The following is a 24,900-nucleotide window of genomic DNA, read 5'->3' as shown; positions in this document are numbered from 1 at the left end:
GTGCCTCAGGCCGGGCCGGGAGCCGAAGCGGGGGCGGACGTTCCACCGAACGCACCGCGGGCGCGGGCGTTTGCGATGCGCGTGTCGTCGTAGCCGAGGCCGCGCAGCACCGACTCGGTGTGCTCGCCCAGCAGCGGGGCCCTGCGGTGTTCGCCGGGAGCGAGGGGCGGGCCGACCCGCACGGGTGAGGCCACCGACGACATCAGCCCGTAGCGCGGGTGCTCGGTCTGCACCACCATGCCGCGGGCGAGGGTGTGGGGATCGGTGAGCGCCTCGTGCACCTCGTTGATCGGGGCGCAGGGGATGGAGGCGGCCTGCATCGGCTCCAGCCACTGGGCCACGGTCCGTGTCATCAGCACCTCCTCCAGCAACGGGACGAGTACGTCCCGGTTGACGCCGCGCTCGGTGAAGGTGGTGAACCGCGGGTCGGCGGCCAGGTCCGGACGGCCGAGGACGTTGGTGAGCCGCTGCCAGAACTTCTCCTTGGCGCAGCCGACGACCAGCCAGCCGTCCTTCGCCTCGAACGCCTGGAAGGGGACGAGCGAGGGGTGCGCCGAGTGCGAGGTGCGCCGGGGTTGCCAGCCCTCGTTCATCTGCCAGGTCCCGACGTAGGTGAGCATGCCGATCGCGGTGTCGTACAGGCTCAGGTCGCAGTCCATGCCCCGGCCGTCCCGCCGCGCCGCGTGCACGCCGGCCGTCAGTGCCAGGGCCGCGACCAGGCCGCCGCTGTAGTCGACCAGCGACAGGCCGGACTTCTGCGGCGGGCCGCCGGGCTCGCCGGTGACCGACATCCAGCCGGCGAGTGCCTGGAGGACGTAGTCGTAGCCGGGCTGGGCGCTGCGCGGCCCGTCCATTCCGAAGCCGGTGAGGGAGCAGCAGACGACGGCGGGGTTGATCCGGGCCAGGTCCGCGTAGCGGATGCCCAGCTTGGCGGGTACGTCGCCGCGTAGGTTGGAGTAGACAGCGTCGGCCGAACGCACTAGGTCCTCGAAGACCTCGCGCCCGGCGGGGCTGCGGATGTCCAGTGCGACGGAGGACTTGTTCCGGTTGAAGGACTCGAAGAAGAGCGAGTCCTGGCCCTCGTTGAACGGCGGGACGTACCGCCCGATGTCGCCGTCCGAGCTCGGGTCCTCGATCTTGATGATCTCGGCGCCCAGCGCGGCCAGGTGCAACGAGCCGAACGGTCCGGCGCCGTACTGCTCCAGCGAGACGACGCGGACGTCCTCCAGCGGCTTCATTCCCCGCTCCTCTTGGGCTCGGCCCTGCCATCGTGCGCCTCGCCCCCGGGCACGGGCAGCGGCTTGCCGGCGACCGGAAAGCGGGACTCGGCGCCGGACGCGCCGTGCTTGTGGACGAAGAAGGAGCGCCGGAAGCTGAGCGCCTCCTCGCCGTCCTGGTTGAGCGTCCGCGAGTGCACCGTGACGATGCCGGCCGTGGGGCGGGAGCGGGACTCGCGCTTGGCCAGCACCACCGACTCCGTCCACAACGTGTCCCCGGCGAAAACGGGGTGGGTGAACTTCACGTCGTCCAGACCGAGGTTGGCGAAGGCGTTCTGGGTGACGTCGATGACGCTCTGGCCGACCGCGATGGCCAGGGTGAGGGTGGACACCACCAGGGGCTTTCCGAACTCGGATCCGGCGCCGACCTGCGCGTTGAAGTGCGCCTGGTTGGTGTTCATGGTGAGCAGCGTGAACCAGGTGTTGTCGGTCTCGTTCACGGTGCGTCCCAGCGGATGCTGGTAGACGTCCCCGACGGTGAAGTCCTCGTAGTACCGGCCCTGCCATCCGGGCTTGATGCTCATGCAACTGCTCCTTCTCGACCTCCACCCCGAGGGGCGGGTGCCTCCGGCCTGTAGCGGTGGAGGATGTGTCGGCGACGTTAAATGTAGGACATTTACTTCGTCAAGGTGTCCGGTGCTTTCCAGGAGGCCGTCGAAGGCTTCTGCGCGGCGCCGGGCGGCCGGTAGCGTGCGTGCCATGCAGCCCAGTGGACGCCCCCAGCTCACCTACGAACGCGTCGCGGACACCCTGCGCGACATAATCCTCGGCGGTGAGCTGCTGCCCGGTGAGCGACTGCCCCCCGAGAGCGAGCTGACCGCCCGCATGGGGGTCAGCCGCAACACGCTGCGGGAGGCGCTGCGCGTGCTGTCCTCCCAGAAGCTGCTCACCACCACCCGCGGGGTGAACGGCGGCACCTTCGTCGCCGAGCCCTCCTTCGAGGACGTCTCCGAGTACCTGCACGCCTCCCTCGGACTGCTCAGCCGCGGGCGGGTCTCCGTGCCGCAACTGCTGGAGGTCCGCGCCATGCTGGAGGTTCCCGCGGCCGGGCTCGCCGCCCGTCGCCGGAGCGAGGCCGACCTGGAACGACTGGCGTCCTCGATCGTGGTCGTGGACAGCTGCGACGCACCCGAGAGTGCCCGCTGGAGCGCCAACAGCAACTTCCACGTACTGCTGCTGCGGGCCGCGGGCAACCCCCTGCTGGACATGGTCACCCGGCCGGTCTTCTCGGTGCTGCGCGAACGCTTCCTGCGCGAACGCGCGGACGCCTCGTTCTGGCGCACGGTCGCGGACGAGCACACGGTGATCCTGGAGCACGTACGGGCCGGCCGGGCCGACGCGGCGAGCCGCGCGATGCGCGCACACCTCGCGGCACTGCGTGAGACCTACACCCGTATCGACGTCACGCAGGTCGACGTCGTCCGCAAGGGACCGGGGCGCGGGCAGGCCTGACCGGAGACGCGCGGTCCGGGGCGGGCGAGGCGGCGTGCTGCGGTGGGGGGCAACTAAATATTGCAGGGGTCTTGCGTCACAAAATGTAGGACCTTTACTGTTCACGCAGTCGTGACGCGCGACACGTTCGCGGGACACATGCCGGTGCCGGACACCTCCGTCCTTCCCGGTCCCGCCGACGCGCCGCGCGGAGTGAGCCGTCCGGCTCCAGCCACCACGAGCCCGCCAACGACCGTGCGAGGCAGATCACCATGACAACGCGCACCACTGGCCAGCCCCCCTCACCAGCGGCAGGCACCCCATCGGTAACGGCCCGGCTGGACCGCATCCCCGTGGCGACCGCGTCCCACCGCAGATGGGCCCTGCTGCTCGGATTCCTCTTCAGCTTCGACCTCATCGACCTCAACACCTTCGCCTACGTCGCCCCCCGCCTGCGCGAGCAGTGGGACCTCTCGCTCGACGGGGTCGGCGCCATCACCTCCGTCGGCTTCGCCGGCATGTTCGTCGGCGCCCTCCTGGGCGGACGGCTATCCGACCGCTTCGGCCGGCGCCGCGTGCTGCTGGGGGCCGTCGTCTTCTACTCCTTCTTCTCGCTGCTCTCCGCGCTCTCGGGGGGCCCCTGGCAACTGGGCGCCACCCGCTTCCTCACCGGCGTCGGCCTCCAGGCGATGACCGGGGTGCTGCTGGTGTGGGTCAGCGAGATGTTCCCGCCGGCGCTGCGCGGCCGCTACCAGTCCTGGATCCTCGTCCTCGGCTTCGTCGGTGTGCCCGTCGCCGCATGGGTCTCCCGGCTGCTCATCCCGCTCGGCCCGGAGAGCTGGCGGTGGGTGTTCGTCGTCGGCGCACTGGGGGTCGTCGGCGTGGTCATCGCCGCCCGTATCCTCCCCGAGTCCATCCGCTGGCACGTCGCGCACGGCCGGGAGGACGCGACACTCGCCCTCGTCACCCGGCTGGAGCAGGAGGCCGTCGCACGCACCGGCGCCCCGCTCCCCCCTCCGACGGAGACCCCGCCGCTGACGCGCGCCCGCCTCACCGACCTGCTCACCGGCCGCAACCGGCGCCGGCTGATCGCCACGTCGCTCGTCTCGGTCTTCCTGATCCTGTGCTTCTACGGTTTCAACTCCTGGGTCCCCACCCTCCTGGTGGAGAACGGCTACACCCAGTCCGAAAGCCTCAACGTCACCTCGATACTCGCCGCGGCGGCCGTGCCCGGCGCCCTGCTGGCCATCCCCTTCATCGACCGCTGGGACCGTCGCTGGATGCTGCTGGGCATCGAGACCTGCGTGGCCGTGCTCCTGCTGGCGTTCGGCCTGATCGACGGCGCCACCGCGCTGGTCGTCAGCGGCTTCCTCGCCACGATGCTGCTCCAGTGCGGCGTGGCCGTGCAGTACACCTACATCCCCGAGGTCTTCCCCACCCCGCTGCGGGGCCTGGGCGCGGGCATCGCCACCGGATTCGGCCGGCTCTCGGGCGTGATCGGCGGCGTAGCCGTCAGCTGGATCTACACCGGGTTCGGCTTCGCCGCCGTCTTCGTCTACCTGGCCGTGATGGCCCTGCTGATGGGTCTGGTGCTCATCGTCCTCGGGGAACGCACGACCAGCATGGCGCTCGACGACATCAGCTCGGAAGCCGCACCCGCACCCTCGCCCGCGGACACGGGCATCCCGACAGGAACGCGCAAGAGGAGCACACCATGACGGAGCCGACGCCGAGCACGGCGGAGGAAACGGACCGGACACCCGCGCCGCCCGCCTCCCGCACCGCCGTACCCGGCACGGCCTGGCGGGTGCGGACCGCGCGCAGCGTACTGTTCGTGCCCGGCTCCCGCCCCGACCGGTTCGCCAAGGCGACCGCCAGCGGCGCCGACCTGGTCGTCATCGACCTGGAGGACGCCGTGGGCCCCGGCGACAAGGACGGGGCCCGCGCGTCGGTCTTCGCGTGGCCGCACCTTGCGGGCGTCGTCGTACGGATCAACGCGGCCGGCACCCCGTGGCACCAGGCGGACCTCGCCGCCGTGCTGGCCGCCCAGGCCGAAGGCGCCGGCCCGGCCGCGGTGATGCTACCCAAGGCCGACGCCGCGACCACGGCCGCCACCGCCGCGGCGCTGCCCGCGCACAGCGCGCTGCTGCCCCTGGTCGAGTCGGCGCGCGGAGTGCGCGACGCGGACCGGATCGCCGAGTGCGACACGGTTCTGCGCCTCGTGTTCGGCAGCGTCGACTACGCCCACGACATCGCCGCCACCCTGCACCCGCCCGCCGAGGACGAACTGCTGTACGCCCGCAGCGTCCTGGTCAACTCCTCGCGTGCCGCCGGACTGGCCGCCCCCGTCGACGGGGTGACCCTCGCCCTGGACGACCCCGCGATCGCCGAGCGGGAAGCCCGCCGCAGCCGGGACCTGGGCTTCGGCGCCAAGCTGTGCCTGCATCCGCGCCAGCTTCCCGGAGTGCACCGCGCCTTCCTGCCCACCGAGGCCGAGGTCGCGTGGGCACGTCGGATCGTCGACACGGCGCGACAGTCGGACGGCGCAGCCGTCCGGCTCGACGGCGAGATCCTCGACAAACCCCGTGTCGATCAGGCGACGCGCATCCTGGCCCGGGCGCACACCGCCCCCAAAACCGCCGCGCACCCGGCGGCCCCGGCCTGAGCTGAGACACCACCGGCACGTCACGTCCTCCGCAGGCCGGCAGCTCACAAAGGACCTCGTCCGGCCTCGTCCGGCCTCACGCGCGGCTGCGGAACGGTACAAGAGCCGTTCCGCAGCCGCGCGTGAGGGCCTGGGCCTGTCAAACGAGCGGCTCTGGCCCGTACTTGTGGTAACGCTGTGTGATGTTCACTGAGGGCGGGCGCCACCGGCGACGCGGGCCGTGCTGGTCGTGGACGAACCCACGGTGGCCCTCGGTGCCCGGGCGGAGCGCCGGATCTTCTCCGGCCTGCGGGAGCCGGCGAAGGACCGTGCCGTCCTGCTGATCACGCACCGGCTCGCCAACGTTGCCGTAGCCGACCGGATCGTCGTGCTGGGCGAGGGCCGGGTCGTGCAGGAGGGCACCTGTGCCCGACTCGGCCGGGATCCGGGACCGTCTCGCTCCCTGCGGGAAGTCCAGCGGCAGACGAGTGACGGGACCGCCCGGGCCCGGGGATCAGCGTGAGGTCGGGCGGTGCAGGTAGCGGCCCCGGGGGCCGGGCGTCACCTTGCGGTCCGCGTAGATCTGCCGGCCGCGCAGGAAGGTCGACTCGACGCTCGCGCCGATCTCCAGTCCCTGGAGCGGGGTGTACTCCTGGGCGGACTCGGAGTCCGCCGCGTCAACCGTCCAGGACCGCACGGGATCGACCAGCGCCAGGTCGGCGTCGAACCCCTCGGCGATCCGGCCCTTCGTGCGCAGCCCGAATCGCCGGGCAGGCGCCCATGCGGTCAGCTCCGCGACCCTTTGCAGGGGCAGTCCGTGCGCAGGAGCGGCTCCGACCAGACCCGGGAGCAGATATTCCGTGCCGCCGAAACCCGACTTGGCCCGGAAGACGTCGCCACGGGGGTCCCCGAACTTCTTCTCCTCCTTGCAGCAGGCGTGGTCGCTGACGACCCAGCTCACGTTGCCGGCGACCAGGTGCTCCCACAGTGCGTCCACGTCCTCCTGCGGACGCAGCGGTGGGTTGACCTTGCCTCCGATGCCGGACGCGGTCTCGATGTTCGCGAGCAGGTGACCGATCGTCACCTCCCGGCGGAAGTTCACCTGCGGGAAGGTCTTCGCCATCAGCATCGCCGCCTCGACGGCCTTGCGCGAGGACAGGTGGAGCAGGTTGATGTTGGGCAGTTCCGTCTCGGCGGCCAGGTAGCTCGCGATGGTGACGGCCAGACCCTCGGAGTGCGGGGGGCGCGAGGCACTGTAGGCGGCGAGGCCGTCGAGCCGGCCCTCCTCCTCCACCAGCCTCGTGTACGCCGTCATGATCTCAGCGGTCTCGCAGTGCAGCGACAGCGAGATCTCGTCGGCGAGGTCGGGGAAGGCGGCGCGGGCCGCCTGCACACCACGCATCACGAACTCGAAGTGCGCCAGATCGTAGCGCTCACCGGGCGGCGTCATGAGGAACGAGCCCTGGTCCGCCGAACGGCCGTGGAGGCCGTGGCTGCCGTAGAACATGAAGATCTTGAACGAGGTGACGCCGAAACGCTCGATGAGTTCCGGGATCTCCTCGATGTGCGAGGCCTGCATCGGGGCCAGGTGGAAGGCGTAGTCCACGTGGCTGCGGCCTTCCGCGCCGTCGAGGACCAGCGGGAAGACCTCGCCGTAGCTGCCGCCGCGGTTCATGTAGTACTGGCCGGTGCGCATGTAGGTCAGGGCCGTGGTCACACCGCCCTGGGCGCAGGCCCGTGACTCGCTCTCGGTGTCCTCGGACAGCGGGTTGTAGATCCCCCAGTGCTGGTGCGCGTCCACGACGCCCGGGAAGGCGTGCAGACCCTTGCCGTCCACCACGTCACGTGCGTCGGACGCGTCGATGCCGGGCGCGATGCGGTGGAACTTTCCGTCCTTCACACCGATGTCCGTCACCGGGATGTCCTCGGCGTCGTCCCTGACCAGACGCACGTTCTTGATGAGCAGGTCCAGTTCGGTCATGTTCGTTACCTCTCTCGATGAAGCCGGTGGGTGGGTCGGGCCAGGTGGTTTGCCGCCTGCCAGGCGAGGCCTAGTGCGGGCAGCAGGCCGTTGCCGGCCAGGTACCCGGCGGCGCCGTGGCCGGAGATGCCGTGCGCCGTGCCGCCCGAGGCGTACAGGCCGTCCAGGGGCCGGCCGTCGGGCCCCAGGACCCGGGCGTCGCCGTCGACGACGAGGCCGCCCTGGGTGTGGAACAGGGCGGGGACCACCTCGACCGCGGCGTAGGGCGGGCTCAGCGGCGCCTCGAAATGTGTCCGGCCGAAGGGATCTGCGGGTTCGGAGGCGGTTCCCGCAGCGGCCGGTGCCCTGCGTGTCGCGAGCGACGTCTGTTCCTGGAGGGAGCGGGCGAGGGCGTCGGGCGGCAGGTTCGTGGCTGCGGCCAGGGTGCTCGCGTCGTCCGCCCACACCAGGGCGCCCGCCTCGGCGGTCTGGCGGAAGTCGGTGAACGGCAGGCACAGGTCGTGGACGCGGTGGTCCAGAACGATCCAGCCGTGTGCTCCCGGGCGGGCGGCGAGGGCCGCGGCGTACTCGGAGTAGCCGGTGGTCTCGTCGCCGAAGCGGGTGCCCGAGGCGTCGACCATGATCGCGCCGTGCATGATCGTGGCCCAGCCCACGAGCGTCCGTGAGCGGCGTGCGAGGGCGGCGTGGCCCTGGTAGGCGTCCATGAACGCCTGCGTGGCGCCGTGGCGCAGCCCGATGTCCAGGCCGTCGCCGCGCGAGAACTGGCCGCCGTGGTAGTCGGCCGCGGCGATCTCGGGGAGATGGCGTGCCACCCGGTCGCGGTCGGCGCCGTGTCCGTTGGTCGCCAGCAGCACGCCGCGCGTCGCGATCGTCTCGCGGCCGCCGCCCGGGTACTCGACGACGGCGCCGGTGACCCGGCCGCCGTCCGGCCCCGGGGGCGAGAACTCCACGTCGACGAGGCGCGCCGGTACGAGCAGGTCGATCGCGGGCGAGCGCCGCGCCCTGTCGTACAGGTGGCGCAGCAGCAGTGAGCCGTGGCGTCCCTCCACCGTGTGCAGCCGGTGCACGGAGTGGCCGGGGTAGCCGAAGTCCCGCACCAGGTGGAGGGGCAGGCCCGCGCCGTCGGCGAGCCATTCGAGCAGTGGGGCGCTGGCTGCGGCCAGCGCGGTGGTGAGTACCGGGTCGGCGGTGCCGTGGGTCTTGGCGGCGATGTCGCGGGCGAAGCGGTCGGGCGAGTCCTCGATGCCTGCCTCGCGCTGCCAGCGCGACCCCGCGCCGGGGATCATCGCCGTGGACATGGAGGTGTTGTTGCCTCGTAGGAACTGTTCGTCGGGGTCGACGACCAGCACGCTCAGTCCGGCCTCGGCGGCCCGCAGTGCGCCGGCGAGACCGCCGCCCGCGCCGGCGACGACCAGGTCGACGGCGCCGTCGTCGGGCGCGTCCGGTGTCCTTTCGCGGCTCATGCGGCAGATCCTGCCGTCAGCAGGCGCAGGGCCAGGCGCGCGGGGTCGATCAGCCGCGCGGTCGCGGGTGCCGGAGGCAGCGCGTCCTCGTCCTGCACGGTGACCGCCGAGCAGCCGTTGACCACGGCGGTCACACCCCGTGCGGTGAAGCCGTCGAGGGCCGCGCGCACCGTGTCGTTCCAGCGCTCCGTGTCGGCGATCGCCTCGAAGTCGAGGTCGAGCACGCTCACGCCGGCGAACCAGGGGCCATGTCCGTACTCGTCGATCCGTGCGGCCAGCGCGTCGCCGATGGCGCGGTTGCGGGTCACGGCGCCGAAGGGGCGGCCGGTCGCCACCAGGTGTGCGGCGGTCAGCCGGAGCATCCCCACCACGGGCACCGGGGCGGGGTCCGGCGTGAGCGGCACGCCCGGGTCGAGCACGCAGTCGGGCATCCGGTACGTGACGCCGTCGCCGGGCGGGGCCTTCAGGGCGTCGAGGGTCGCGGCGGTCGAGGCCCCGATGTCGTCCTCGGTGGCGAACCGGGCGGGCGCGCCGGATCCCGCGGCGGCGAGGGTGACCGCGCAGCCGGGCGGTGCGATGTCCCGGTAGCGGTCGCGGCGGCGCGCCAGTTCGTGGGCGTCCACACGGACCGGTGTGACGGACCAGATCTTCATACGTTGCCTCCCGATGCCGGCGGTCCGGCAGTGTTTCTCGCGGGGTCCGGCGGTGCGGCCAGGGCGCGCAGCAGGGGAGCCGCGTCCTCGGCCAGGGGCAGGCTCGCGGCCAGGCTCCGCAGGTGGTCCACCAGGCTGCCGTCATCCAGGAGCCGGGTCAAAAACGCCGGAAGTGTCGTGTCCGTGAAGGGGTGGTGCGCGCTGTCCCCCACGGGGAGGGGTGCGAACAGCGTCAGCGGGGGCCGGCCGTCGGTGAAGTGTGCCGTCAGGCGGGCGGGCCGCTCGTGCGGCAGTCGTGCGGTGAGGTACGGGTCCTCGCGGACCGTCACCCTGCGAGCCAGCGCGAACAGTTCGGGGCGCCGTTCCTCGGTCGCGTCCGCCGTGGCGGGGGCCACCTCTCCGTCGAGCAGGGCGGCGGCGACCGCGTACGGGACGGAGAACATCGCGCCGAGTCCGTTGTCCCAGCGGGTGCGGTCCAGAGGCGCGGCGAGCCGGTGGGTGTCGACGGTCACGGAGTCCAGGGCCGCCATGACGCCGGCCGGCGTCATGCCGTGCAGGGGTCCGCTCCGCAGGTCGAGGGCGAGGTCCGCGGCGGGGTGGGTGTAGGAGCAGGAGGCGTGGCGCTTGAAGTAGTTGTGGGTGATCTGCCAGTCCGTCGGGGTGCCGGGCGGTTGCCCGAGGCCCGCGGTGAGTTCCCGTGCGTCGAACGTGCCGAGCAGGGTGCCCAGCGAACGGGAGGCCGTACCCGTGTTGCGCACCACCCCGGCCTGGGCCAGCCGGGCTGCGGCCAGGCCGGACAGCGCCGCCGCGCCCGTCCAGGCGTCGCGGACTCGGTGACCGTCGAGTGCGGAGTCGAAGTGGCCCGCGGTGGCGAGGCCGGCCGCGGTGTCGATCGCCGCCGCGACCTGCGGCGGCGCGAGTCGCAGCAGGAGCGCGCAGCCCGCGGCCGCGCCGGTCGCTCCCCAGGTGCCGTGGGGATGTACGCCGGGCGCGAGGGTGGTGGCGCGGCCGAAGCGCGCCGCCACCTCGTAGCCCGCGAGCAGTGCCCGTGCGGTGGCCCGGCCTGGGGCGCCCAGCGTCGCCGCCAGAGCCAGTACGGCGGGGAAGGTGTGCCCGGCCGGATGGCCGCGGGCGTACTTGGCGCCCTCGTCGAGTTCGCAGCAGACCAGCGCCGTCGCGTTGAGGTACGCGGCCGTGTCGGTGTCCGTGTGGAAACCGGACCCGAGAACGGGTGCCTCGCCGGGCGGCCGGGGCCATGAGGCACGGATGTCCCGCTGTCCCTCGGTGCGTGCCCCGGCGAGTGTCACGGCCAGGGTGTCCAGCAGGACGAGTGAGAGGCGTTCCCGCACCGGGGCGGGGACGTCGTCCCAGGAGAGGTCGTGGGCCCAGCGGGCGAGAGCGTCGGTGCTCTCCGCGGCCGCTTCCCGGTGTCCGGTCGGCTCCACCTCCATGGTGTCCACCTCCCTTACGTTGTTCCATTCAGCGGAACACTTTGTTTTATCGATGATTCCAGTGTTTCCCGAATCGCGTCAATACCCTGGACGCATGCTCGCAAATTGCCGGATTCGACCGTGTTGGGGGAGAGAATTGGTCGCGAAATGGCTCTTGACTCGGCCGGAACCCGATGCTTCTCTGTTGTTCCATTGAACGGTACGAGAAATCGGACTGTGGTCCGCTGTTCCTCGGAAGGCAGGCGAGAATGGGCCCATGACGACTCAACCCGGAACCGAGACCGCCGGCCGCGTGATCGACGTGCTGCTGCTGTTCACCGACGGACCCGACGAGCTCGGCGTCTCGCGGATCGCCCGCGAACTCGGCCTCAGCAAGGCCGTCGTGCACCGCATCCTGCAGACCCTCGTGCAACGCGGCATGGTCGTTCCTGACCAGGAGACCCGGCTCTACCGGCTCGGTCCCAGCACCGCCGCGCTCGGTGCCCGTGCACTGCGGGAGTCCGACCTGCGGACCGTGGCCGCCGGCATCCTGCGGCGCCTGCAGGCACAGACCGGCGAAACGGTCACCCTCAGCGCGCTGGTCCCTGGCGGACGTGCCTACATCGACCAGATCGTCAGTACGCACGAGGTGAAGATGACCGTGGAACTGGGCCGCAGGTTCCCCCTGCACGCGGGCAGTTCCGGCAAGAGCTGCCTCGCCCACCTGCCCGAGCCGCGGCGCGAGGAGATCCTCGCCGCCCACCTGCCCGCGCTGACCGACACCACCCCCACCGACGCGGCGGAGCTGCGGGCGCAACTCGCCGAGATCCGCCGCACCGGGTACGCCAGTTCGCAGGGCGAGCGGCAGGCCGACGCCGGCTCCGTCGCCGCCCCGCTGATCGGTCTGGACGGGGACGTCCGCGGCTCCGTCTCGGTGTGCGGGCCGCGCAGCCGCTACACCACCGCCTTCATCCTCGACTGCGCCCCCCATCTCCTGCGGGCCGCCCGCGACATCTCCGCCGCACTCGGCTGGACCGGCCGGCTCCCCGTCGGGGCGGACGGGGGCACCGCCGGCGCCCACCCGACCACGAAAGGACCCGGCTCACCATGAGCGAGACCCACACCGGCGACACGAGTGCCGGGCCACCGGCGGCTTCCGCCGGCGCCGCACTCGACGGCATCAAGGTCCTGGACATCGCCACCCTCTTCGCGGGGCCCCTCGCCGCGACGCTGCTCGGTGACTTCGGCGCCGAGGTCACCAAGGTCGAACACCCCCGGGGCGACCCGGTGCGCAGCCACGGTGCCAGCAAGGACGGCGTGGGACTGTGGTGGAAGATGCTGGCCCGCAACAAGAGAGCCATCACCCTCTACCTCGGCAGCCCCGAGGGACAGGACATCTTCCGGCGCATGGCCGCGGACGCGGACGTCGTCGTCGAGAACTTCCGGCCCGGCACACTGGAGCGCTGGGGGCTGGGCTACGAAGAGCTCAGCGCGATCAACCCGCGACTCGTGCTGGCCCGCGTCACCGGGTTCGGCCAGATCGGCCCGTATGCCAAGCGGCCCGGCTTCGGGACCCTCGCCGAGGCCATGAGCGGCTTCGCCGCCATCACCGGTGAGCCGGACGGACCGCCGACCCTGCCGCCGTTCGGTCTCGCCGACGGAGTCTCCGCGCTCACGGCCGCCTTCGGCATCATGACCGCCCTGCACGCCCGTGAGCGCACCGGCCGGGGGCAGGTGCTCGACCTCGCCATCATCGAGCCGATGATCACCCTGCTCGGCCCGCAGGCCATCACCTACGACCAGCTCGGCGAACTGCAGCCGCGCACCGGCAACCGTTCCGCGAACAACGCGCCCCGCAACACGTACCGCACCAAGGACGGGAGCTGGGTCGCCGTTTCCACCAGTGCCCAGTCCATCGCGGAACGGGTGATGCGGCTGGTCGGACGCCCCGAGTTCGTGGACGAGCCCTGGTTCGCCTCCGGCGCCGAACGCGCCCGGCACACCGAGGAACTGGACGAGGCGGTCGGCTCCTGGATCGCGCAGCGCACCCGCGCCGAGGTCACCGAGGCCTTCGAACAGGCACAGGCGGCCGTCGCTCCCGTCTACGACATGAGTGACATCTTCCAGGACCCCCAGTTCCAGGCACTGGAGACCATCACCACCGTCGAGGACGAGGAGCTCGGCCCGGTACGGTTCCAGAACGTGCCCTTCCGGCTCAGCGACACACCCGGCGCCGTCCGCTGGCCCGGCCCCCGCAAGGGCCGTGACACCGCCGAGGTGCTCGAGGCGTACGGTGTCGACCCGGAGACCTTGGCCGCCCTCGCCGAACGCGGCATCGTATGAACGCCCCGATCCGTGCTCCCGGCGCCGTGCGGTCCTGGCTCTACGTTCCCGCCACCCGCCCCGACCTGCTGGAAAAGGCCATGCGAGGCGACGCCGACGCCGTGGTCCTCGACCTGGAGGACGCCGTACCGCGCGAGCGGAAGCAGGAGGCACGGGCCGCGGCCGCGAAGGCGGTGTCCGGCCAGTGGCCGAAGCCGCTGTGGGTCCGTGTCAACGACGTGCGGGAGTCCACCGGCGCGGACGACCTGGAGACGCTCGCCGGCGCCCCCGTCGACGGTCTCCGGCTGCCCAAGTGCGAGAGTCCCGAGCAGATCACCGCCGTGCTGCGCCGGGTCGACGCCCCGCTGCACCTGCTGTTCGAGACCGCGCTCGGCGTGGAGCGTGCCTACGAACTCGCCTCCGCGGCACGGCGCGTGGCGCTGATCTCGCTCGGCGAGGCCGACCTCCGGGCGGACCTGCGGGTGCGGGCGGACCGTGCGCTCGACTGGTCGCGGGCGCGGATCGTCTGCGCCGCGCGCGCCGCCGGACTGCCCGGCCCGGTGCAGAGCGTGTGGACCGACGTGGCGGACCTCGCGGGGCTGGCCGCCAGTACCGAACACGCCCGTGACCACGGCTTTTTCGGCCGGTCCGTGGTCCACCCGAGGCAGGTCGGCCCGGTGAACACGGCCTTCACCCCGACGTCCGACGACGTCGAGGAAGCGCGGCGTCTCATCGGCTCGCTGCACGAGGCCTCCGCGGCCGGCAGTGCGGCCTGGCTCGACGACCGCGGCCGGCTGATCGACCCGGCCGTGGTGGCCCAGGCCCGCTGGATCCTCGACCGCACCGGCTGACCCGGCCGGCCGCGTCGCCGCTGCGCACGTACACCGCTTTTCCTCCGTACCGATCCCCGAGCCGAGGCAGGTCATGACTTCCCTTCCGCGTTCCTCCGAAACCCCGGCGACCGCCAACCCGTTGCTCGCTTCGCTGCCCGCCGATCCGCGCCTGGTCGAGCTCGGCCAGCCGCTGTTCACCGGGATGCCGTGCTCGCCCAATCATCCCGGCTTCCGCATGACCCTGGCCCGCCGTCACGGCGACATGGTGCGCCACGACGGCGGCTCCGCGTCGAACGAGGTCATCGTCACCGGCGGTCACGTCGGTACCCACATCGACGCCCTGTCCCACGTCAGCCACAACGGCAAGCTCCACGGCGGGGTCGACGCCGCCCGGGCCCAGTCCGGCGGCGCGTTCAGCGAGCACGGCGCCGAGCAGACCCCCGCCATGGTCACACGTGGCGTCCTGCTCGACGTGGCGGCCGCGCACGGCACCGACACCCTGCCCGGCGGGTACGGGGTGAGCGCGGCCGACCTGGAGCGCGCCGCGGAAGAGGGCGGGGCCGAGCCGCGGCCGGGCGACGTCGCCCTCGTACGCACCGGCTGGGCGCGGCTCTTCGACGATCCGGTCGCCTACCTCGGCAAGGAGTCCGGCGTGCCCGGCATCACCGAGGACGCGGGGCGCTGGCTGGCCGAGCGAGGTGTGCGCGCGGTCGGATGCGACACGACCGCGTGCGAGCAGATTCCCGCGGGCGCGGGCCACAGTGTGCTGCCCGTGCACCGGCTGCTGCTGGTGGAGCACGGCATCTACATCATGGAGCACCTCGCCCTGGAGGACCTTGCGGCCGTCGGGCAGCACGAGTTCCTCTTCGTCGTGGCGCCGCTGCGGATCGTCGGCGGCACCGGCTCCCCGATCCGTCCCGTGGCGGTGGTGGCCTGATGACCGGCCCCGCACCGCACTCCCCCGCGCCCACGGCCGCCCAGCACCTCTCGCTCTTCGCCGTCGGCGTGCGCGAGGCAACACTCCGCCCCGACCTCGCCGAGAAGACCACCGGGCACCTGCTCGACCTGCTGGGCAACAGCCTTGCCGCGCTCGGCGAACGGCCCGGCGCCGCCGTGCGCGAACTGGTCGCCGAGTGGGGCGGCACCCCCGCCGCCACCGTGATCGGCTCGCCGGTACGGCTGCCCGCGCCGTCAGCCGCCCTCGTCAACGGCACGCTCGCGCACAGCCTCGACTTCGACGACACCCACCTCCCGTCGGTCCTGCACCCCTCGGCTCCGGTAATGCCCGCCGCCCTGGCCACCGCGGAAGCCGTCGGAGCCTCCGGGGCCGCGCTGCTCGCCGCGGCCGCCGCCGGGATCGAGGTGACCTGCCGGCTCGGCATGGCGCAGTACGACGAGGAGCTCGGCAACTCCGTCTTCTTCGACCGCGGCCTGCACGCCACCGCCATCTGCGGCGCGATCGGCGCGGCCGTCGCCGCCGGCATGCTGCGCGGCCTCGACGCGGACGGCATCTGCGACGCCATCGGCATCGCCGCCAGCATGGGATCGGGCATCATCGAGGCCAACCGCACCGGCGGCACCGTCAAGCGCGTGCACTGCGGCTGGGCCGCGCACGCCGGGGTGATCGCCGCCGACATGGCGCGGCTGGGCCTGAGCGGACCGCCGACCGTGCTGGAGGGGCGGTTCGGGTTCTTCCAGGCGTACTGCGGAGACCGGTTCGACCCGGAGCTCGTCGCCGCGGCCGTCACCCAGCAACTGGGCGAACGGTGGGAACTGTCCCGACTGTTCGTCAAGCCCTACCCGTGCAACCACTTCACGCACGCCGGCGTCGACGCGGCCATGCGGCTGCGCCGCAGGGGTGTCGACCCGGCCCGGATCAGGGCGCTCACCCTGGGTGTCCCGGCCCCCGTGCTGCGTACCATCGCGGAGCCGTCCGCCGAGAAGGCGCGTCCGCGCTCCGGCTACCACGCGGCGTTCAGCGGCCCGTACACCGTGGCCGCGGGACTCCTCGCCGACCCCGCGGCGCCCGGCGCCGGACTCGGCGTGTTCCACCAGGACTTCACCGACGAGGCCGCGGCCGATCCCGCGCGTCTCGCCCTCGCGGCACGTGTGACGTGCGTCGCCGACCCGCAGTGCACGGCGGTTTTCCCGCACCAGTTCCCGGCCGCGCTGACCGCGGAGCTGGACGACGGAACGACCGTGACCGAACGGGTCATGGTCAACCGGGGAAGTCCCGAGGACCCGCTGGACGCCGGTGAACTCACCGCCAAGTTCCTCGCCAACGCCCTCGGCGCCGGCCCGGAGACGGCCGTGAAAGAACTCGCGGACGAGGTCTGGAAGATCGGCGGCGCCGGGGACACCGCGGGGCTGACCCGCGCGCTGTCCGCGGTGGTGACCGGCACATGACGCACCACAGCCTTCCCATCCCACCCGTGTGAGGTGAACCATGACCACCAAGAGCACCGAGCCCTCCGCGTCCGTCGGGCGCTCCCGTGTGCGCTGGCTGACACTCGGCCTGATCGTCGCCCTCATCGTCATCAACTACATCGACCGCAGCGCGGTCAGCTACGCGGTCGGTCCACTGACCGAGGCCTTCGGCATCAGTAAGTCGCAGTACGGGTACATCAGCAGCGCCTTCTCCATCGGCTACATGGTCTTCGCGTTCCTCGCGGGCCCGCTGGTCGACCGGTTCGGGGCACGACGCATCCTGCTGATCGGCGTAGCCGTCTGGTCGGTGGTCACCGCGTTCACCCCCGTAGCGGGCACGTTCGCGGGCCTGTTCCTCGCCCGCGTGATCCTCGGCGCCGGCGAGGGACCGGGCTTCCCGGCGGCGACCAGTGTCGTCAGCCGATGGCTGCCGCAGCACGAACGCGGCCGCGCGCTCGCCATGGTCGGCGGCGTCGCCGTCGCCGGATCGCTGCTCATCGGCGGCCCGTTGGTCACCCAACTCATCGCGGGCGTCGGCTGGCGCGGCATGTTCTGGGTACTGGCCGCGACGGGCGTCGTCTGGTTCGCCCTCGCCTGGGTACTGCTGCGCGACACCCCCGACGAGCACCCGAAGGTGTCGGCGTCGGAACGGGCACACATCACGGAGGGACAGCGGGAGGAGGAGCGTTCGGCCCAGATACGCGTCCACTGGCGTCCGGTGCTCACCAACAGAAACCTGTGGATCATCGCCGTCGGCTACTTCGCGTGGGGCTTCATGTTCTGGGGCTTCATGTACTGGCTGCCCGACTACCTGTCCACGGAGTACGACCTCAGCATCACCAAGGTGGGCCTGTTCACGGTGGCTCCCTGGGCCGCCGGTGTGGTCGGCGCCCTGGTCGGCGGGGTGATCACCGACCGGGTCTTCACCCGCACGGGCAGCCCCCGCACCCGCCTGACCATCATGGGCGTGGCCCTGCTGCTGTCCGGTGCGGCCCTCGTCCCGATCTTCACGGCGCCGTCCCTGACCGTCTCGGTCACCTTCATCTCTCTCGGTGTCGGACTCGGCTTCGTCACCGGCGGCATCTGGTGGGTCGCCGCCATCGACGCCGTTCCCGCCCAGCCCGGGGTCGCGGCCGGGTTCGCCGACGCCGCGTTCGCCTCCTCCGGCATTGTCGCCCCCTCCGTGATGGGCTTCATCGTCAGCTCCACCGACAGCTTCTCCAGCGGCTTCGTGCTGATGACGGGCCTCGCCGTCGTCGGCGGCGGCGCACTGCTCCTCCTGCCCGAGCGGGAACACCCCGGCGCACCGGCGGGAGCGGCCGAGAACGCCGGCCGCGTCGGCGCCCCCCACCCGTGACGGACCCGTGACGCGCCCGCCGGGCGCCAGGCTGGGCATCAGCGTCCAGCAGGGCGCCCAGGGTGGGCCGGACCGGCCCGGCTACTCCTGGGGGGTGGTGGACGTCGACCCCGGACGCGTCGACGAGAACGGCCAGTTCGTCAGGCCACAGGCCGGTACGTGCATGGCCCCCGCACCGTTCACGACCGTGATCGAGGGCGGCTTCACGGTGGTCCATGCCGAGCTCACGAAGTCTCCCGCGCCGCCGTAGGCGGCCGTCCGCCGTGGCTGACACCTTGCCCGTGACGCCCTTACCGGCCGCGCCGCAGGCCCTCCGTTCGCCGCAGCAGCGCCTGGCGGCGCTCGCACTCCGCAATGACCCTGGTGCCGTCCGGACTGTGGCAGATCACCGTTCCCCTGGGCTGGGAATCCGGGTTCAGCAACGAGTTCCTTCACTCGGAGAAACTCCGCCGGCGCTGGAGCTTCAGGAGACGGGGAACCAGGCCGAGAGCCGCCTGGCGACGGCCCGGGCGCGAGCGAGACTTCTGCCGCATCGGCAGATGCCTCCCCTGCTGGCGAGCCGACCAGATTTACTGACCGCCTCTGTTGTTCCTCGGGCCACCTGGTGCCCTATGTTCACCTTGTACAGGTTCGGTTAGCGTGACCTTACCTGGCGTGGGGTTCCGAGCGTACGGGTTCGGATTCCAGTGGCACAGGTGGAAGCCTGGCGGACGGAACAGGCAGAGACAGGGCGCAGATGAGAAACGGTGACCGGGCACCACGTGAGCGTCGTGCACCCGACGAGGCGGGATGGCCCATGCGGGTAACGGGGGACGCGGTTTTCAGCCCCGTTCCCGGGACGAGGCGTCGTGGATAAGATCGCGCTCACAGCCGGAGCCCTGTACGTGCTTGTCCTGCTTCGGGCCGGAGGGACGTTCGCCGTCGGGTGGCTCGCCGGCGCTGGTGCCCGGCGCGGCAGGTTTGCCGGGAGGACCTCTTCGGCGAAGTTCCGGCGCGCCGAGCGGGCGATCCAGCGGTGGGGCGCGCCGGTGGTGGCCTTCTCCTTCTTGACTGTCGGTTTCCAGACCGCCGCCAACTTTCTCGCGGGCAGCATGCGCATGCCGTTGCCGCGCTATCTCCCTGCCCTGCTCCTGGGCGGAGCGGCCTGGGCGCTGATCTACGCGACTGCGGGCCTCGGCGTGCTCGAAGTGCTGGGAAGGCTCTTCGCCGAGCGGGCGGCCCTTGGGGCGTCCGCCGTGGCCGTCCTCCTCTTCGCGGTGTGCGGGGTGGTGGTGTACCGCAGACGATGGGCGGCCCCGTCCTCCGGTGACACCGCAGCCGACAAACAGTGAACTCGTCCCGCGAGGGCGGATACCGCAGCGGGCGAGATGTACGCGCACCTCAGCTCTCCTCGGACGGGATCCGTAGGGCGAGGTCGTGCGGGAGGTTCCCTAAGCCGACCTGGAGAGGGGTCATGTCAGGTCTGCTACGAGCAGGCCGAGTGCGGCTTCCTCGTGTAGGGCTATGCCGAGTGCTGCCATTGCGGGCGCGAGATCGGGGCCCCAGTCCGCGGTGGTCGCTGAGCCGGTGAGCGGGGGCAGGAAGGCCCCACGCGGAGTACGGCGGGGCGGGTGACAGCGCCCTCTGGTGATGGGGCGGGCAGGGTGCCGCACCGCGCGGTGGCAGAGGGACCTCGGGACATCAGTGGCATGGCTCGCCGACCAGTGAGATCCCGGCGGGTGCCGCGAGCGGTCGCAGCGACGTTGCCGTGACCAGGCATCTGCGAGGGGTCACTCGTCCGAAAGTGCGGCGATCCCGGCCTCCAGGAACGCCATCGCCGCCACAATTCTGTCTTCGTCAGGACGACGGAATACCTCTACTGTAAAAACTTATGGCCGTCGAGTGTGAGGAAGATCGGTTACGGCGTCAGTGCCGTACGTATGGGCACGCCGGGCGGCCCGCCGGCGGGGACAGGTCATTGGTATCTGGTTGCTGCTGCTCGCCGTTGTCGGCGGCCTGGGCCTGACCATGTCCGGCAAGCTCAGCAACGAGTTCTCGGTACCGGGTATCGAGTCGCAGCGGGCCCAGGACCTTCTGGATGGCCGACACCATCCGCCCCCAGGCATACGGGGCTGACACGCCCGTGACGGACCAGGCATCCCGGCACTGACCGGACGTCCGACCCTGCCGGCGCCCCAGCAGGGGGCTGGACCCCGCTGCCGTGAGCTGTCCCCAAAAATTGTCCAACAGACGCCCAAGTGGGAGGCCTTTGTCGTCCAAACGTCGTAGGGTCGCGGTATGAGTGAAGAGACCGGTGTGGAAGCGCTTCTCGAGGAAGCTCGGTTGACCGCGGCGATTCCGCCACCGTCCGAGCGGCAGCGGCTGCGGGAGGCGGCCAGCCTGTCCCGTGCCCAGGTCGCCGCGGCGGTGGGGGTAGGGCGTTCCACCGTTGCGAACTGGGAGACCGGCGTCTCCGAGCCCGCCCCGCCCGGACGGCTGCAGTACCTGCGCCTGCTGAAAGGCCTCGCCGAGATTTACCCGGCTGTCCCAGCCCCCGCCGCTCCGCAACCCACCTCCGGGCCCGGCGCCCAGGAACCCGCCCCCGCACCAGCCGCGTTCACGGCCGCCCCGCAGACGCTGCGTGGTCTGGACGGGCGTGCCATCGAGGGCGACCCGGGTCCGTGTATCCGCTGTGGCGTGGTCACCCCGTACCAGTCGACCGACGGACGCCCCCTGCACTCCGGCGCCCTCTGCCAGCCCGTCGGCCCCGCCGGTCCGCAGACCGCGCCCACCACTGCCCCTCCGGCGGTCCCCGCGCCCGTCTCGCCGACACCGGCGCCCGCATACAACCGCCCCGAGCGCCGCGCCCGTTCAGCGGCCCGCGCCCAGGCCGACACCACGCTGCTCATCGCCCACGCCGTTCAGGAGGAGGCCGAGCGCGCCGGCGGTGACGAGGAAGCGGCGATGAAGGCGCTCACCAAGCGGGCCATCCCTGACGTGATGCACCTGTTCAACGAGACCAGGGCGACCGCCCGCTACGACTACACCGCCTACCCCGCCCTCCCGGACATTCTGAAGAAGCCCTCCAAGAAGGACCCGGACCAGATCTGGGAAGCGAGGCCGCGCTTCCACCACCCCGGCTTCTCCCTCAAGGCCCCGAGGACCGGGCCAGGGGCCGGGGGCATCAAGGTCACCGCCCTCGATGTGAATGCCGCCTATCTGTCAGCTCTCAAGTGCTGGCTGCCGATCGGCAAGCTCGAGCACAGCACCGGCACCGAGGGTGTCGAGTCGAAGCGTTCCGGGGTGCACCTGATCACCCCGGCCCCCTGGGAACACCCGCACCTGCCGGACCCGATCGGCGACCGTGACGAGCCCGGGGCCCTGTGGGTCACCAACGCAACCCTGCGCCTGCTGCAGCGCCTCTCGGGTCCGAAGTACGGGCTGGTCGAGGCTCCGGTGGTCCATGAGTCGTGGACGTCCGGGGCGACGGAGAACTTCCTCGACGCCCTGCGCAAGACGCTCACCGCCGCCCGGGAGACGGCCATCGAACAGGACGACACCCTGACCTTGGAGTACATCAAGGCGATGTACTCGAAATTCATCTCGACGATGGGGGAGTCGATCCACAACCGGGAGATGGTGCGCCCGGACTGGATGCACATCATCCACTCCCAGGCGTATGCCAACCTGTGGGGCAAGGCCTACAAGGCCCATCAGGCGGGCCTGGACGTCGTCAGCATGATGGGCACCGACGAGCTGCACGTCACCGGTGACTGGCGCCAGGTCTTCCCCGAGGGCCGTGGGGTCTCGCAGATGAAGATCAAGCGCGGGGATGCCAAGGCGTCCGGTGAGTACACCGTCGGCACGGTGACCGGCTGATGGCCGGCCGCTGGATGGACCTCGGCATGTTCAACGCGCACGGGGTCCCGGGTGCCGACGCCCTGGGCGCGGCGATCGAGAACATGGTCACCGGCATCGCCTCCCCGGTGGACAGCGACCGCGGCCTCGCGGCCCGCCTGCGCTATCTGACCAAGACCGACGCCGGATACGAGGCCATGGACCGCGCCGGCGTCCACGTCTCCCCCCGCACCCTGATCGCCTGGCTCGCCGAGGAACGCACCCCCAACAAGGCCAACCGCACCCGGCTGGACGCCGCCTACTGGGACCTGCGCCGCCGCAACGTCGCAGTCGACCTCAAGCACCGGCTCAACAACGACGGCCGCGGCACCCGGGTGGAGATCAACCCGGTCGACCAGTCCGGGGTCGAGCGCAAGCACCAGCGCGATGTGGCCAGCCGCAGCATCAACGTCCGCGGCGTCTGGGACCGCGCCGTCGACGCCTGGCTCGAGGAAGACCTGGCGGAACTCGACGCGATCTGGGACGAGATCATCGAAGACATCGGCTCCGAATACGACGCGTACAGCAACGTCTCCTCCATCGGCTGGGCCGCCTGAACGCGACAGAGCTTCCCGGCATTACTGCCGGGAGCGGTCCTTCCACGACGTTCTCAGCTTGTTCTTTGTCTACCGGCCTCGCATGGCGACTCGAACTGAGTCGCTCACCTGGGGATTCGCCGGACGTGGGGGGCCTTCGTCTGAATCATGTGTTCCGACCAAGGTGCACGTGACCACGACGAAGGCCGTGAGGGTGAGTCTGCTGCCAGATGCTGTCCGAAGGGAAGCGTTCGCGGAAGCGTCACGCTTCCGGGGCGAGTTCTACGAGTGTCTGACCGCTCGGCGCGATGCGTTGTTCGAGTTGGCCACCGCTGCACGGCTGGCGGCCGAGGGGGCGCACGTGTTCATCACCGGCCGCCGCGAGGCCGAGCTGAAGGACGCGGTCGAGTCCATCGGCTCCACGGTCACCCCGGTGCCGGGCGACATCACCGACCCGGCCGATCTGGACCGGCCGTACGAGACGGTGCGCGAGCGGGGGCGGGGCCTGGACGTGCTGTTCGCCAACGCGGCCACCGCCTCGTTCGCGACGCTGGAGCAGATCACCGGCGAGGACTTCGACCGCATCTTCGAGGTCAACGTCAAGGGCACGCTCCTCACCGTGCAGAAGGCTCTCCCTCTCCTCAACGACGGCGCCTCGGTCATCCTGAACGCCTCCACGGCCGCCGGCCACGGCACACCGGCGTTCGGTGCGTACGCGGCGTCCAAGGCCGCCGTCCGGTCCTTCGCGCGGACCTGGGCCAACGAACTCAGCAGCCGGGGCATTCGTGTCAACGCGATCTCGCCCGGGCCCATCGACACCTCCGGCATCACCGAACTCGTCGGCGAGGAGAACTCAGCCGCCTTCAAGGCGGACATGAGCTCGAAGCTCCCCGTCGGCCGGATGGGACGCCCGGAGGAGGCCGCCCGCCGTGGTTGCCTTCCTCGCCTCCGAGGACAGCAGCTACATGAATGGGTGCCAACCCGTACGTGGACGGCGGCGAGAACCAGATCTGACGCGACTGCGCGACTACGCGACTGGGCGACGCCTGTGCCGGAGTTGACGCGTTGCCGTTACCGTCTGGAATGGGGCCAGCACCAGCACCCCGTCCAGGTCCACCAATCCTCATTCTTGCTGGTCAGAGCAATGCCGGTGATTTAGCGAGTACGTGCTGATCAGAGGCTTGTCGGTGGTGAGTTGAGCCCGGTTTGTACCTGGTGACGTCGGCTGGTTCGTCACTTCCGGTGACGCTGTCGCGGAGGCCGGGACGCAGCAACGGAGCTCCCGGTAGGACAGAAGATCGACCAAGATCCGACTGTCCGCGAGGGAGCTCCGTTGGGTGCTCAGTGTGTCATTTCCTGCCCGCCGTCCACCAACTTCGGGGGCCATGGCGGCCAGTTGGGCCTCACCCCGGCGTCACCGGGGCAACGGTTCGGTGAGCACGTGCGCCTCGGCGCCCTCACCGAGGAGATCACTCCTGAGCTGGTGGACGAGGTGGTGGAGCACAGCGGCCGTACCGAGGTCCGCCGCCGTCTGCTGCCGGCCCGCACCGTGGTGTACTTCGTCCTGGCATTGTGCCTGTTCAGCAGCTCCGACAGTACGGGCCCGCCGGGCTATCTTTTCGGTCCTGCGCACCCTGACGGAAAAGCTGCGACACCTGCCAAATCTGGCCGTGCAGCGGCTGCCGACGAGTTCGGCGCTGACCCGGGCGAGACAGCGGCTGGGTGAGAAGCCGCTGCAGGCCCTGTTCGAGCGGCGGTGCGGACCGCTGGCCACCGCGAGGACCCCGGGCGCGTTCGCGTTCGGGCTGCGGCTGGTCGCCTGGGACGGCACCGTACTGGACGTCCCCGACACGCCCGCGAACGCTGCGGAGTTCGGGTTCACCGGCAAGGACGGGGTCAACCAGAGCGGACACCCGCAGGTCCGCCTGATGGCCCTGATCGAATGCGGGACGCACGCCGTCATCGACGCGGCCTTCGACTCGGTGGCCCGGTTCAGTGAACACAAGCTCGCCCGTCGCCTGCTGGCTTCCCTGCAGCCCGGCATGCTGCTGCTGGCAGACCGCAATTTCGCCGGTCATGCCCTGTGGGGCCTGGTGGAGGCGACCGGCTGCCACCTGGCGTGGAGGATCAAGAAGAACCTCGTCCTGCCCCCACTGTGGATCCTGCCCGACGGCTCGTACGTATCCCTCATGCCCACCCCCGCCGAGAACCGCCGGCTGGGAGATGCCCGCTTCCACCGCCGCCCACCCTCCGGACTTCCCGACGGCCACCTGATCCGCATCGTCGAATACACGGTGACCATCCACCCGCAGGCCGGCCCGCCGCACACCGAGTCCTTCCGGCTGGCCACCAGCCTCCTGGACCACCGCCACGCCCCCGCCCATCAGCTCGCCACGGCCTACCACCAGCGGTGGGAGATCGAAAACGGGTTCGCGGAACTGAAAAACCGCCTGCGCGGCGCCGGATTCATCCTGCGCTCCAAGGCGCCCGAACTGATCTGCCAGGAGATCTATGCCCTGCTCACCGTCTACCAGGCGCTCTGCGCACTGGAGATGCGGGCAGCAGAACACGGCGGCATCGATCCCGACCGGATCTCCTTCGCCGTCACGGTGCAACTAGCCCGGCTCACCGTCTCCAGCCAGGTCGCGGCGGACACCACCACGCTGAGCA

Annotated in this window: 22 protein-coding genes and 2 pseudogenes; 17 read left to right on the top strand and 7 right to left on the bottom strand. The window is 71.2% G+C overall.

Features of this window, described 5'->3' with window-relative positions; all coding sequences use genetic code 11:
• Positions 1 to 5: 5 nt before the first annotated feature.
• Together ACWD04_RS26600 and ACWD04_RS26595 are read right to left on the bottom strand one after the other, a co-directional pair.
• Positions 6 to 1,238 (bottom strand): CaiB/BaiF CoA transferase family protein, encoded by a 1,233-nt coding sequence (locus ACWD04_RS26600; RefSeq protein WP_451136012.1) that lies wholly within the window; start codon positions 1,236 to 1,238, stop codon positions 6 to 8.
• Positions 1,235 to 1,801: a MaoC family dehydratase gene (locus ACWD04_RS26595; protein WP_451136010.1), complete on the bottom strand. Its 567-nt coding sequence runs from the start codon at positions 1,799 to 1,801 to the stop codon at positions 1,235 to 1,237. Before ACWD04_RS26595 ends, ACWD04_RS26600 begins: the two co-directional genes overlap by 4 nt.
• A gap of 175 nt (positions 1,802 to 1,976) precedes the next feature.
• Here ACWD04_RS26595 and ACWD04_RS26590 point away from each other — a divergent pair, with 175 nt between their 5' ends.
• The 4 genes and pseudogenes from ACWD04_RS26590 to ACWD04_RS26575 all read left to right on the top strand — a co-directional run.
• Positions 1,977 to 2,729: a FadR/GntR family transcriptional regulator gene (locus tag ACWD04_RS26590; RefSeq protein ID WP_451136008.1), complete on the top strand. Its 753-nt coding sequence runs from the start codon at positions 1,977 to 1,979 to the stop codon at positions 2,727 to 2,729.
• Positions 2,730 to 3,061: 332 nt separating this feature from the next.
• Positions 3,062 to 4,426 (top strand): MFS transporter, encoded by a 1,365-nt coding sequence (locus tag ACWD04_RS26585; RefSeq protein ID WP_451136006.1) that lies wholly within the window; start codon positions 3,062 to 3,064, stop codon positions 4,424 to 4,426.
• Positions 4,423 to 5,373, top strand: coding sequence for an HpcH/HpaI aldolase/citrate lyase family protein (locus tag ACWD04_RS26580; RefSeq protein WP_451136004.1), 951 nt, complete (start codon positions 4,423 to 4,425; stop codon positions 5,371 to 5,373). Before ACWD04_RS26585 ends, ACWD04_RS26580 begins: the two co-directional genes overlap by 4 nt.
• Before the next feature lie 217 nt (positions 5,374 to 5,590).
• Positions 5,591 to 5,875 (top strand): annotated as a pseudogene (locus ACWD04_RS26575) (ABC transporter); the annotation flags it as partial.
• Here ACWD04_RS26575 and ACWD04_RS26570 read toward each other — a convergent pair.
• Genes ACWD04_RS26570 through ACWD04_RS26555 form a run of 4 tightly spaced genes read right to left on the bottom strand, consistent with a single transcriptional unit; the run spans position 5,867 to position 10,900 of the window.
• Positions 5,867 to 7,333, bottom strand: coding sequence for a dihydroorotase (locus tag ACWD04_RS26570; protein WP_451136002.1), 1,467 nt, complete (start codon positions 7,331 to 7,333; stop codon positions 5,867 to 5,869). The pseudogene ACWD04_RS26575 and the gene ACWD04_RS26570 sit on opposite strands and share 9 nt — an antisense overlap.
• Positions 7,334 to 7,338: 5 nt before the next feature.
• Positions 7,339 to 8,796, bottom strand: a complete 1,458-nt coding sequence (locus ACWD04_RS26565; protein ID WP_451136000.1) for an FAD-dependent oxidoreductase — start codon at positions 8,794 to 8,796, stop codon at positions 7,339 to 7,341.
• Positions 8,793 to 9,449, bottom strand: a complete 657-nt coding sequence (locus ACWD04_RS26560) for an aspartate/glutamate racemase family protein (RefSeq protein ID WP_451135998.1) — start codon at positions 9,447 to 9,449, stop codon at positions 8,793 to 8,795. Before ACWD04_RS26560 ends, ACWD04_RS26565 begins: the two co-directional genes overlap by 4 nt.
• Positions 9,446 to 10,900, bottom strand: a complete 1,455-nt coding sequence (locus tag ACWD04_RS26555; RefSeq protein ID WP_451136064.1) for an MmgE/PrpD family protein — start codon at positions 10,898 to 10,900, stop codon at positions 9,446 to 9,448. The genes ACWD04_RS26560 and ACWD04_RS26555 overlap by 4 nt, the downstream gene beginning before the upstream one ends.
• Positions 10,901 to 11,156: 256 nt before the next feature.
• On the opposite strand from ACWD04_RS26555, the gene ACWD04_RS26550 reads away from it, so the two are divergent.
• The 8 genes from ACWD04_RS26550 to ACWD04_RS26515 all read left to right on the top strand — a co-directional run bounded on the left by ACWD04_RS26550 (position 11,157) and on the right by ACWD04_RS26515 (position 19,149).
• Entirely contained in the window at positions 11,157 to 11,990 is an 834-nt protein-coding gene (locus ACWD04_RS26550) for an IclR family transcriptional regulator (RefSeq protein WP_451135996.1), read from the top strand.
• Entirely contained in the window at positions 11,987 to 13,222 is a 1,236-nt protein-coding gene (locus ACWD04_RS26545; protein ID WP_451135994.1) for a CaiB/BaiF CoA transferase family protein, read from the top strand. Before ACWD04_RS26550 ends, ACWD04_RS26545 begins: the two co-directional genes overlap by 4 nt.
• Positions 13,219 to 14,052, top strand: coding sequence for an HpcH/HpaI aldolase/citrate lyase family protein (locus ACWD04_RS26540; protein WP_451135992.1), 834 nt, complete (start codon positions 13,219 to 13,221; stop codon positions 14,050 to 14,052). The genes ACWD04_RS26545 and ACWD04_RS26540 overlap by 4 nt, the downstream gene beginning before the upstream one ends.
• Before the next feature lie 73 nt (positions 14,053 to 14,125).
• Positions 14,126 to 14,971, top strand: a complete 846-nt coding sequence (locus tag ACWD04_RS26535; protein ID WP_451135990.1) for a cyclase family protein — start codon at positions 14,126 to 14,128, stop codon at positions 14,969 to 14,971.
• On the top strand, positions 14,971 to 16,440 hold the full coding sequence (locus ACWD04_RS26530) for an MmgE/PrpD family protein (RefSeq protein ID WP_451135988.1): 1,470 nt from the start codon (positions 14,971 to 14,973) through the stop codon (positions 16,438 to 16,440). Before ACWD04_RS26535 ends, ACWD04_RS26530 begins: the two co-directional genes overlap by 1 nt.
• A 40-nt stretch (positions 16,441 to 16,480) precedes the next feature.
• Entirely contained in the window at positions 16,481 to 17,818 is a 1,338-nt protein-coding gene (locus ACWD04_RS26525; RefSeq protein ID WP_451135986.1) for an MFS transporter, read from the top strand.
• Positions 17,819 to 17,825: 7 nt separating this feature from the next.
• On the top strand, positions 17,826 to 18,068 hold the full coding sequence (locus tag ACWD04_RS26520; RefSeq protein ID WP_451135984.1) for a hypothetical protein: 243 nt from the start codon (positions 17,826 to 17,828) through the stop codon (positions 18,066 to 18,068).
• A gap of 598 nt (positions 18,069 to 18,666) precedes the next feature.
• Positions 18,667 to 19,149 (top strand): DedA family protein, encoded by a 483-nt coding sequence (locus ACWD04_RS26515; RefSeq protein ID WP_451135982.1) that lies wholly within the window; start codon positions 18,667 to 18,669, stop codon positions 19,147 to 19,149.
• Between the two features lie 120 nt (positions 19,150 to 19,269).
• On the opposite strand, the gene ACWD04_RS26510 is transcribed toward ACWD04_RS26515, so the two are convergent.
• On the bottom strand, positions 19,270 to 19,470 hold the full coding sequence (locus tag ACWD04_RS26510) for a DUF2399 domain-containing protein (RefSeq protein ID WP_451135980.1): 201 nt from the start codon (positions 19,468 to 19,470) through the stop codon (positions 19,270 to 19,272).
• A 625-nt stretch (positions 19,471 to 20,095) separates the two neighbouring features.
• Between ACWD04_RS26510 and ACWD04_RS26505 the strand changes: the two genes are divergently transcribed.
• The 5 genes and pseudogenes from ACWD04_RS26505 to ACWD04_RS26485 form a co-directional block, all read left to right on the top strand.
• A complete protein-coding gene (locus ACWD04_RS26505; protein WP_451135978.1) occupies positions 20,096 to 21,676 on the top strand; it encodes a helix-turn-helix domain-containing protein in 1,581 nt (526 codons plus the stop codon).
• Positions 21,676 to 22,251, top strand: coding sequence for a transcriptional regulator (locus tag ACWD04_RS26500; protein WP_451135976.1), 576 nt, complete (start codon positions 21,676 to 21,678; stop codon positions 22,249 to 22,251). Before ACWD04_RS26505 ends, ACWD04_RS26500 begins: the two co-directional genes overlap by 1 nt.
• Positions 22,252 to 22,522: 271 nt before the next feature.
• Positions 22,523 to 23,244: pseudogene (locus tag ACWD04_RS26495) on the top strand (SDR family NAD(P)-dependent oxidoreductase).
• Positions 23,245 to 23,563: 319 nt separating this feature from the next.
• Entirely contained in the window at positions 23,564 to 23,956 is a 393-nt protein-coding gene (locus ACWD04_RS26490) for a transposase domain-containing protein (protein WP_451135974.1), read from the top strand.
• The coding region (locus tag ACWD04_RS26485) for an IS4 family transposase (protein WP_451135972.1) at positions 23,901 to 24,900 on the top strand (1,000 nt) is incomplete at its 3' end. The genes ACWD04_RS26490 and ACWD04_RS26485, both read left to right, overlap by 56 nt.

It is taken from the genome of Streptomyces sp. NPDC002911 (genome assembly GCF_053591835.1).
The sequence above is the reverse complement of the archived record's forward strand: the minus strand, read 5'-3'. Positions and strand labels throughout refer to the sequence as shown.

What these genes read in the sequence shown, in the direction of transcription:
- ACWD04_RS26600 (WP_451136012.1), bottom strand. Translation starts at nt 1,238, where the DNA reads ATGAAGCCGCTGGAGGACGTCCGCGTCGTCTCGCTGGAGCAGTACGGC.
- ACWD04_RS26595 (WP_451136010.1), bottom strand. Translation starts at nt 1,801, where the DNA reads ATGAGCATCAAGCCCGGATGGCAGGGCCGGTACTACGAGGACTTCACC.
- ACWD04_RS26590 (WP_451136008.1), top strand. Translation starts at nt 1,977, where the DNA reads ATGCAGCCCAGTGGACGCCCCCAGCTCACCTACGAACGCGTCGCGGAC.
- ACWD04_RS26580 (WP_451136004.1), top strand. Translation starts at nt 4,423, where the DNA reads ATGACGGAGCCGACGCCGAGCACGGCGGAGGAAACGGACCGGACACCC.
- ACWD04_RS26570 (WP_451136002.1), bottom strand. Translation starts at nt 7,333, where the DNA reads ATGACCGAACTGGACCTGCTCATCAAGAACGTGCGTCTGGTCAGGGAC.
- ACWD04_RS26565 (WP_451136000.1), bottom strand. Translation starts at nt 8,796, where the DNA reads ATGAGCCGCGAAAGGACACCGGACGCGCCCGACGACGGCGCCGTCGAC.
- ACWD04_RS26560 (WP_451135998.1), bottom strand. Translation starts at nt 9,449, where the DNA reads ATGAAGATCTGGTCCGTCACACCGGTCCGTGTGGACGCCCACGAACTG.
- ACWD04_RS26555 (WP_451136064.1), bottom strand. Translation starts at nt 10,900, where the DNA reads ATGGAGGTGGAGCCGACCGGACACCGGGAAGCGGCCGCGGAGAGCACC.
- ACWD04_RS26550 (WP_451135996.1), top strand. Translation starts at nt 11,157, where the DNA reads ATGACGACTCAACCCGGAACCGAGACCGCCGGCCGCGTGATCGACGTG.
- ACWD04_RS26545 (WP_451135994.1), top strand. Translation starts at nt 11,987, where the DNA reads ATGAGCGAGACCCACACCGGCGACACGAGTGCCGGGCCACCGGCGGCT.
- ACWD04_RS26540 (WP_451135992.1), top strand. Translation starts at nt 13,219, where the DNA reads ATGAACGCCCCGATCCGTGCTCCCGGCGCCGTGCGGTCCTGGCTCTAC.
- ACWD04_RS26535 (WP_451135990.1), top strand. Translation starts at nt 14,126, where the DNA reads ATGACTTCCCTTCCGCGTTCCTCCGAAACCCCGGCGACCGCCAACCCG.
- ACWD04_RS26530 (WP_451135988.1), top strand. Translation starts at nt 14,971, where the DNA reads ATGACCGGCCCCGCACCGCACTCCCCCGCGCCCACGGCCGCCCAGCAC.
- ACWD04_RS26525 (WP_451135986.1), top strand. Translation starts at nt 16,481, where the DNA reads ATGACCACCAAGAGCACCGAGCCCTCCGCGTCCGTCGGGCGCTCCCGT.
- ACWD04_RS26505 (WP_451135978.1), top strand. Translation starts at nt 20,096, where the DNA reads ATGAGTGAAGAGACCGGTGTGGAAGCGCTTCTCGAGGAAGCTCGGTTG.
- ACWD04_RS26500 (WP_451135976.1), top strand. Translation starts at nt 21,676, where the DNA reads ATGGCCGGCCGCTGGATGGACCTCGGCATGTTCAACGCGCACGGGGTC.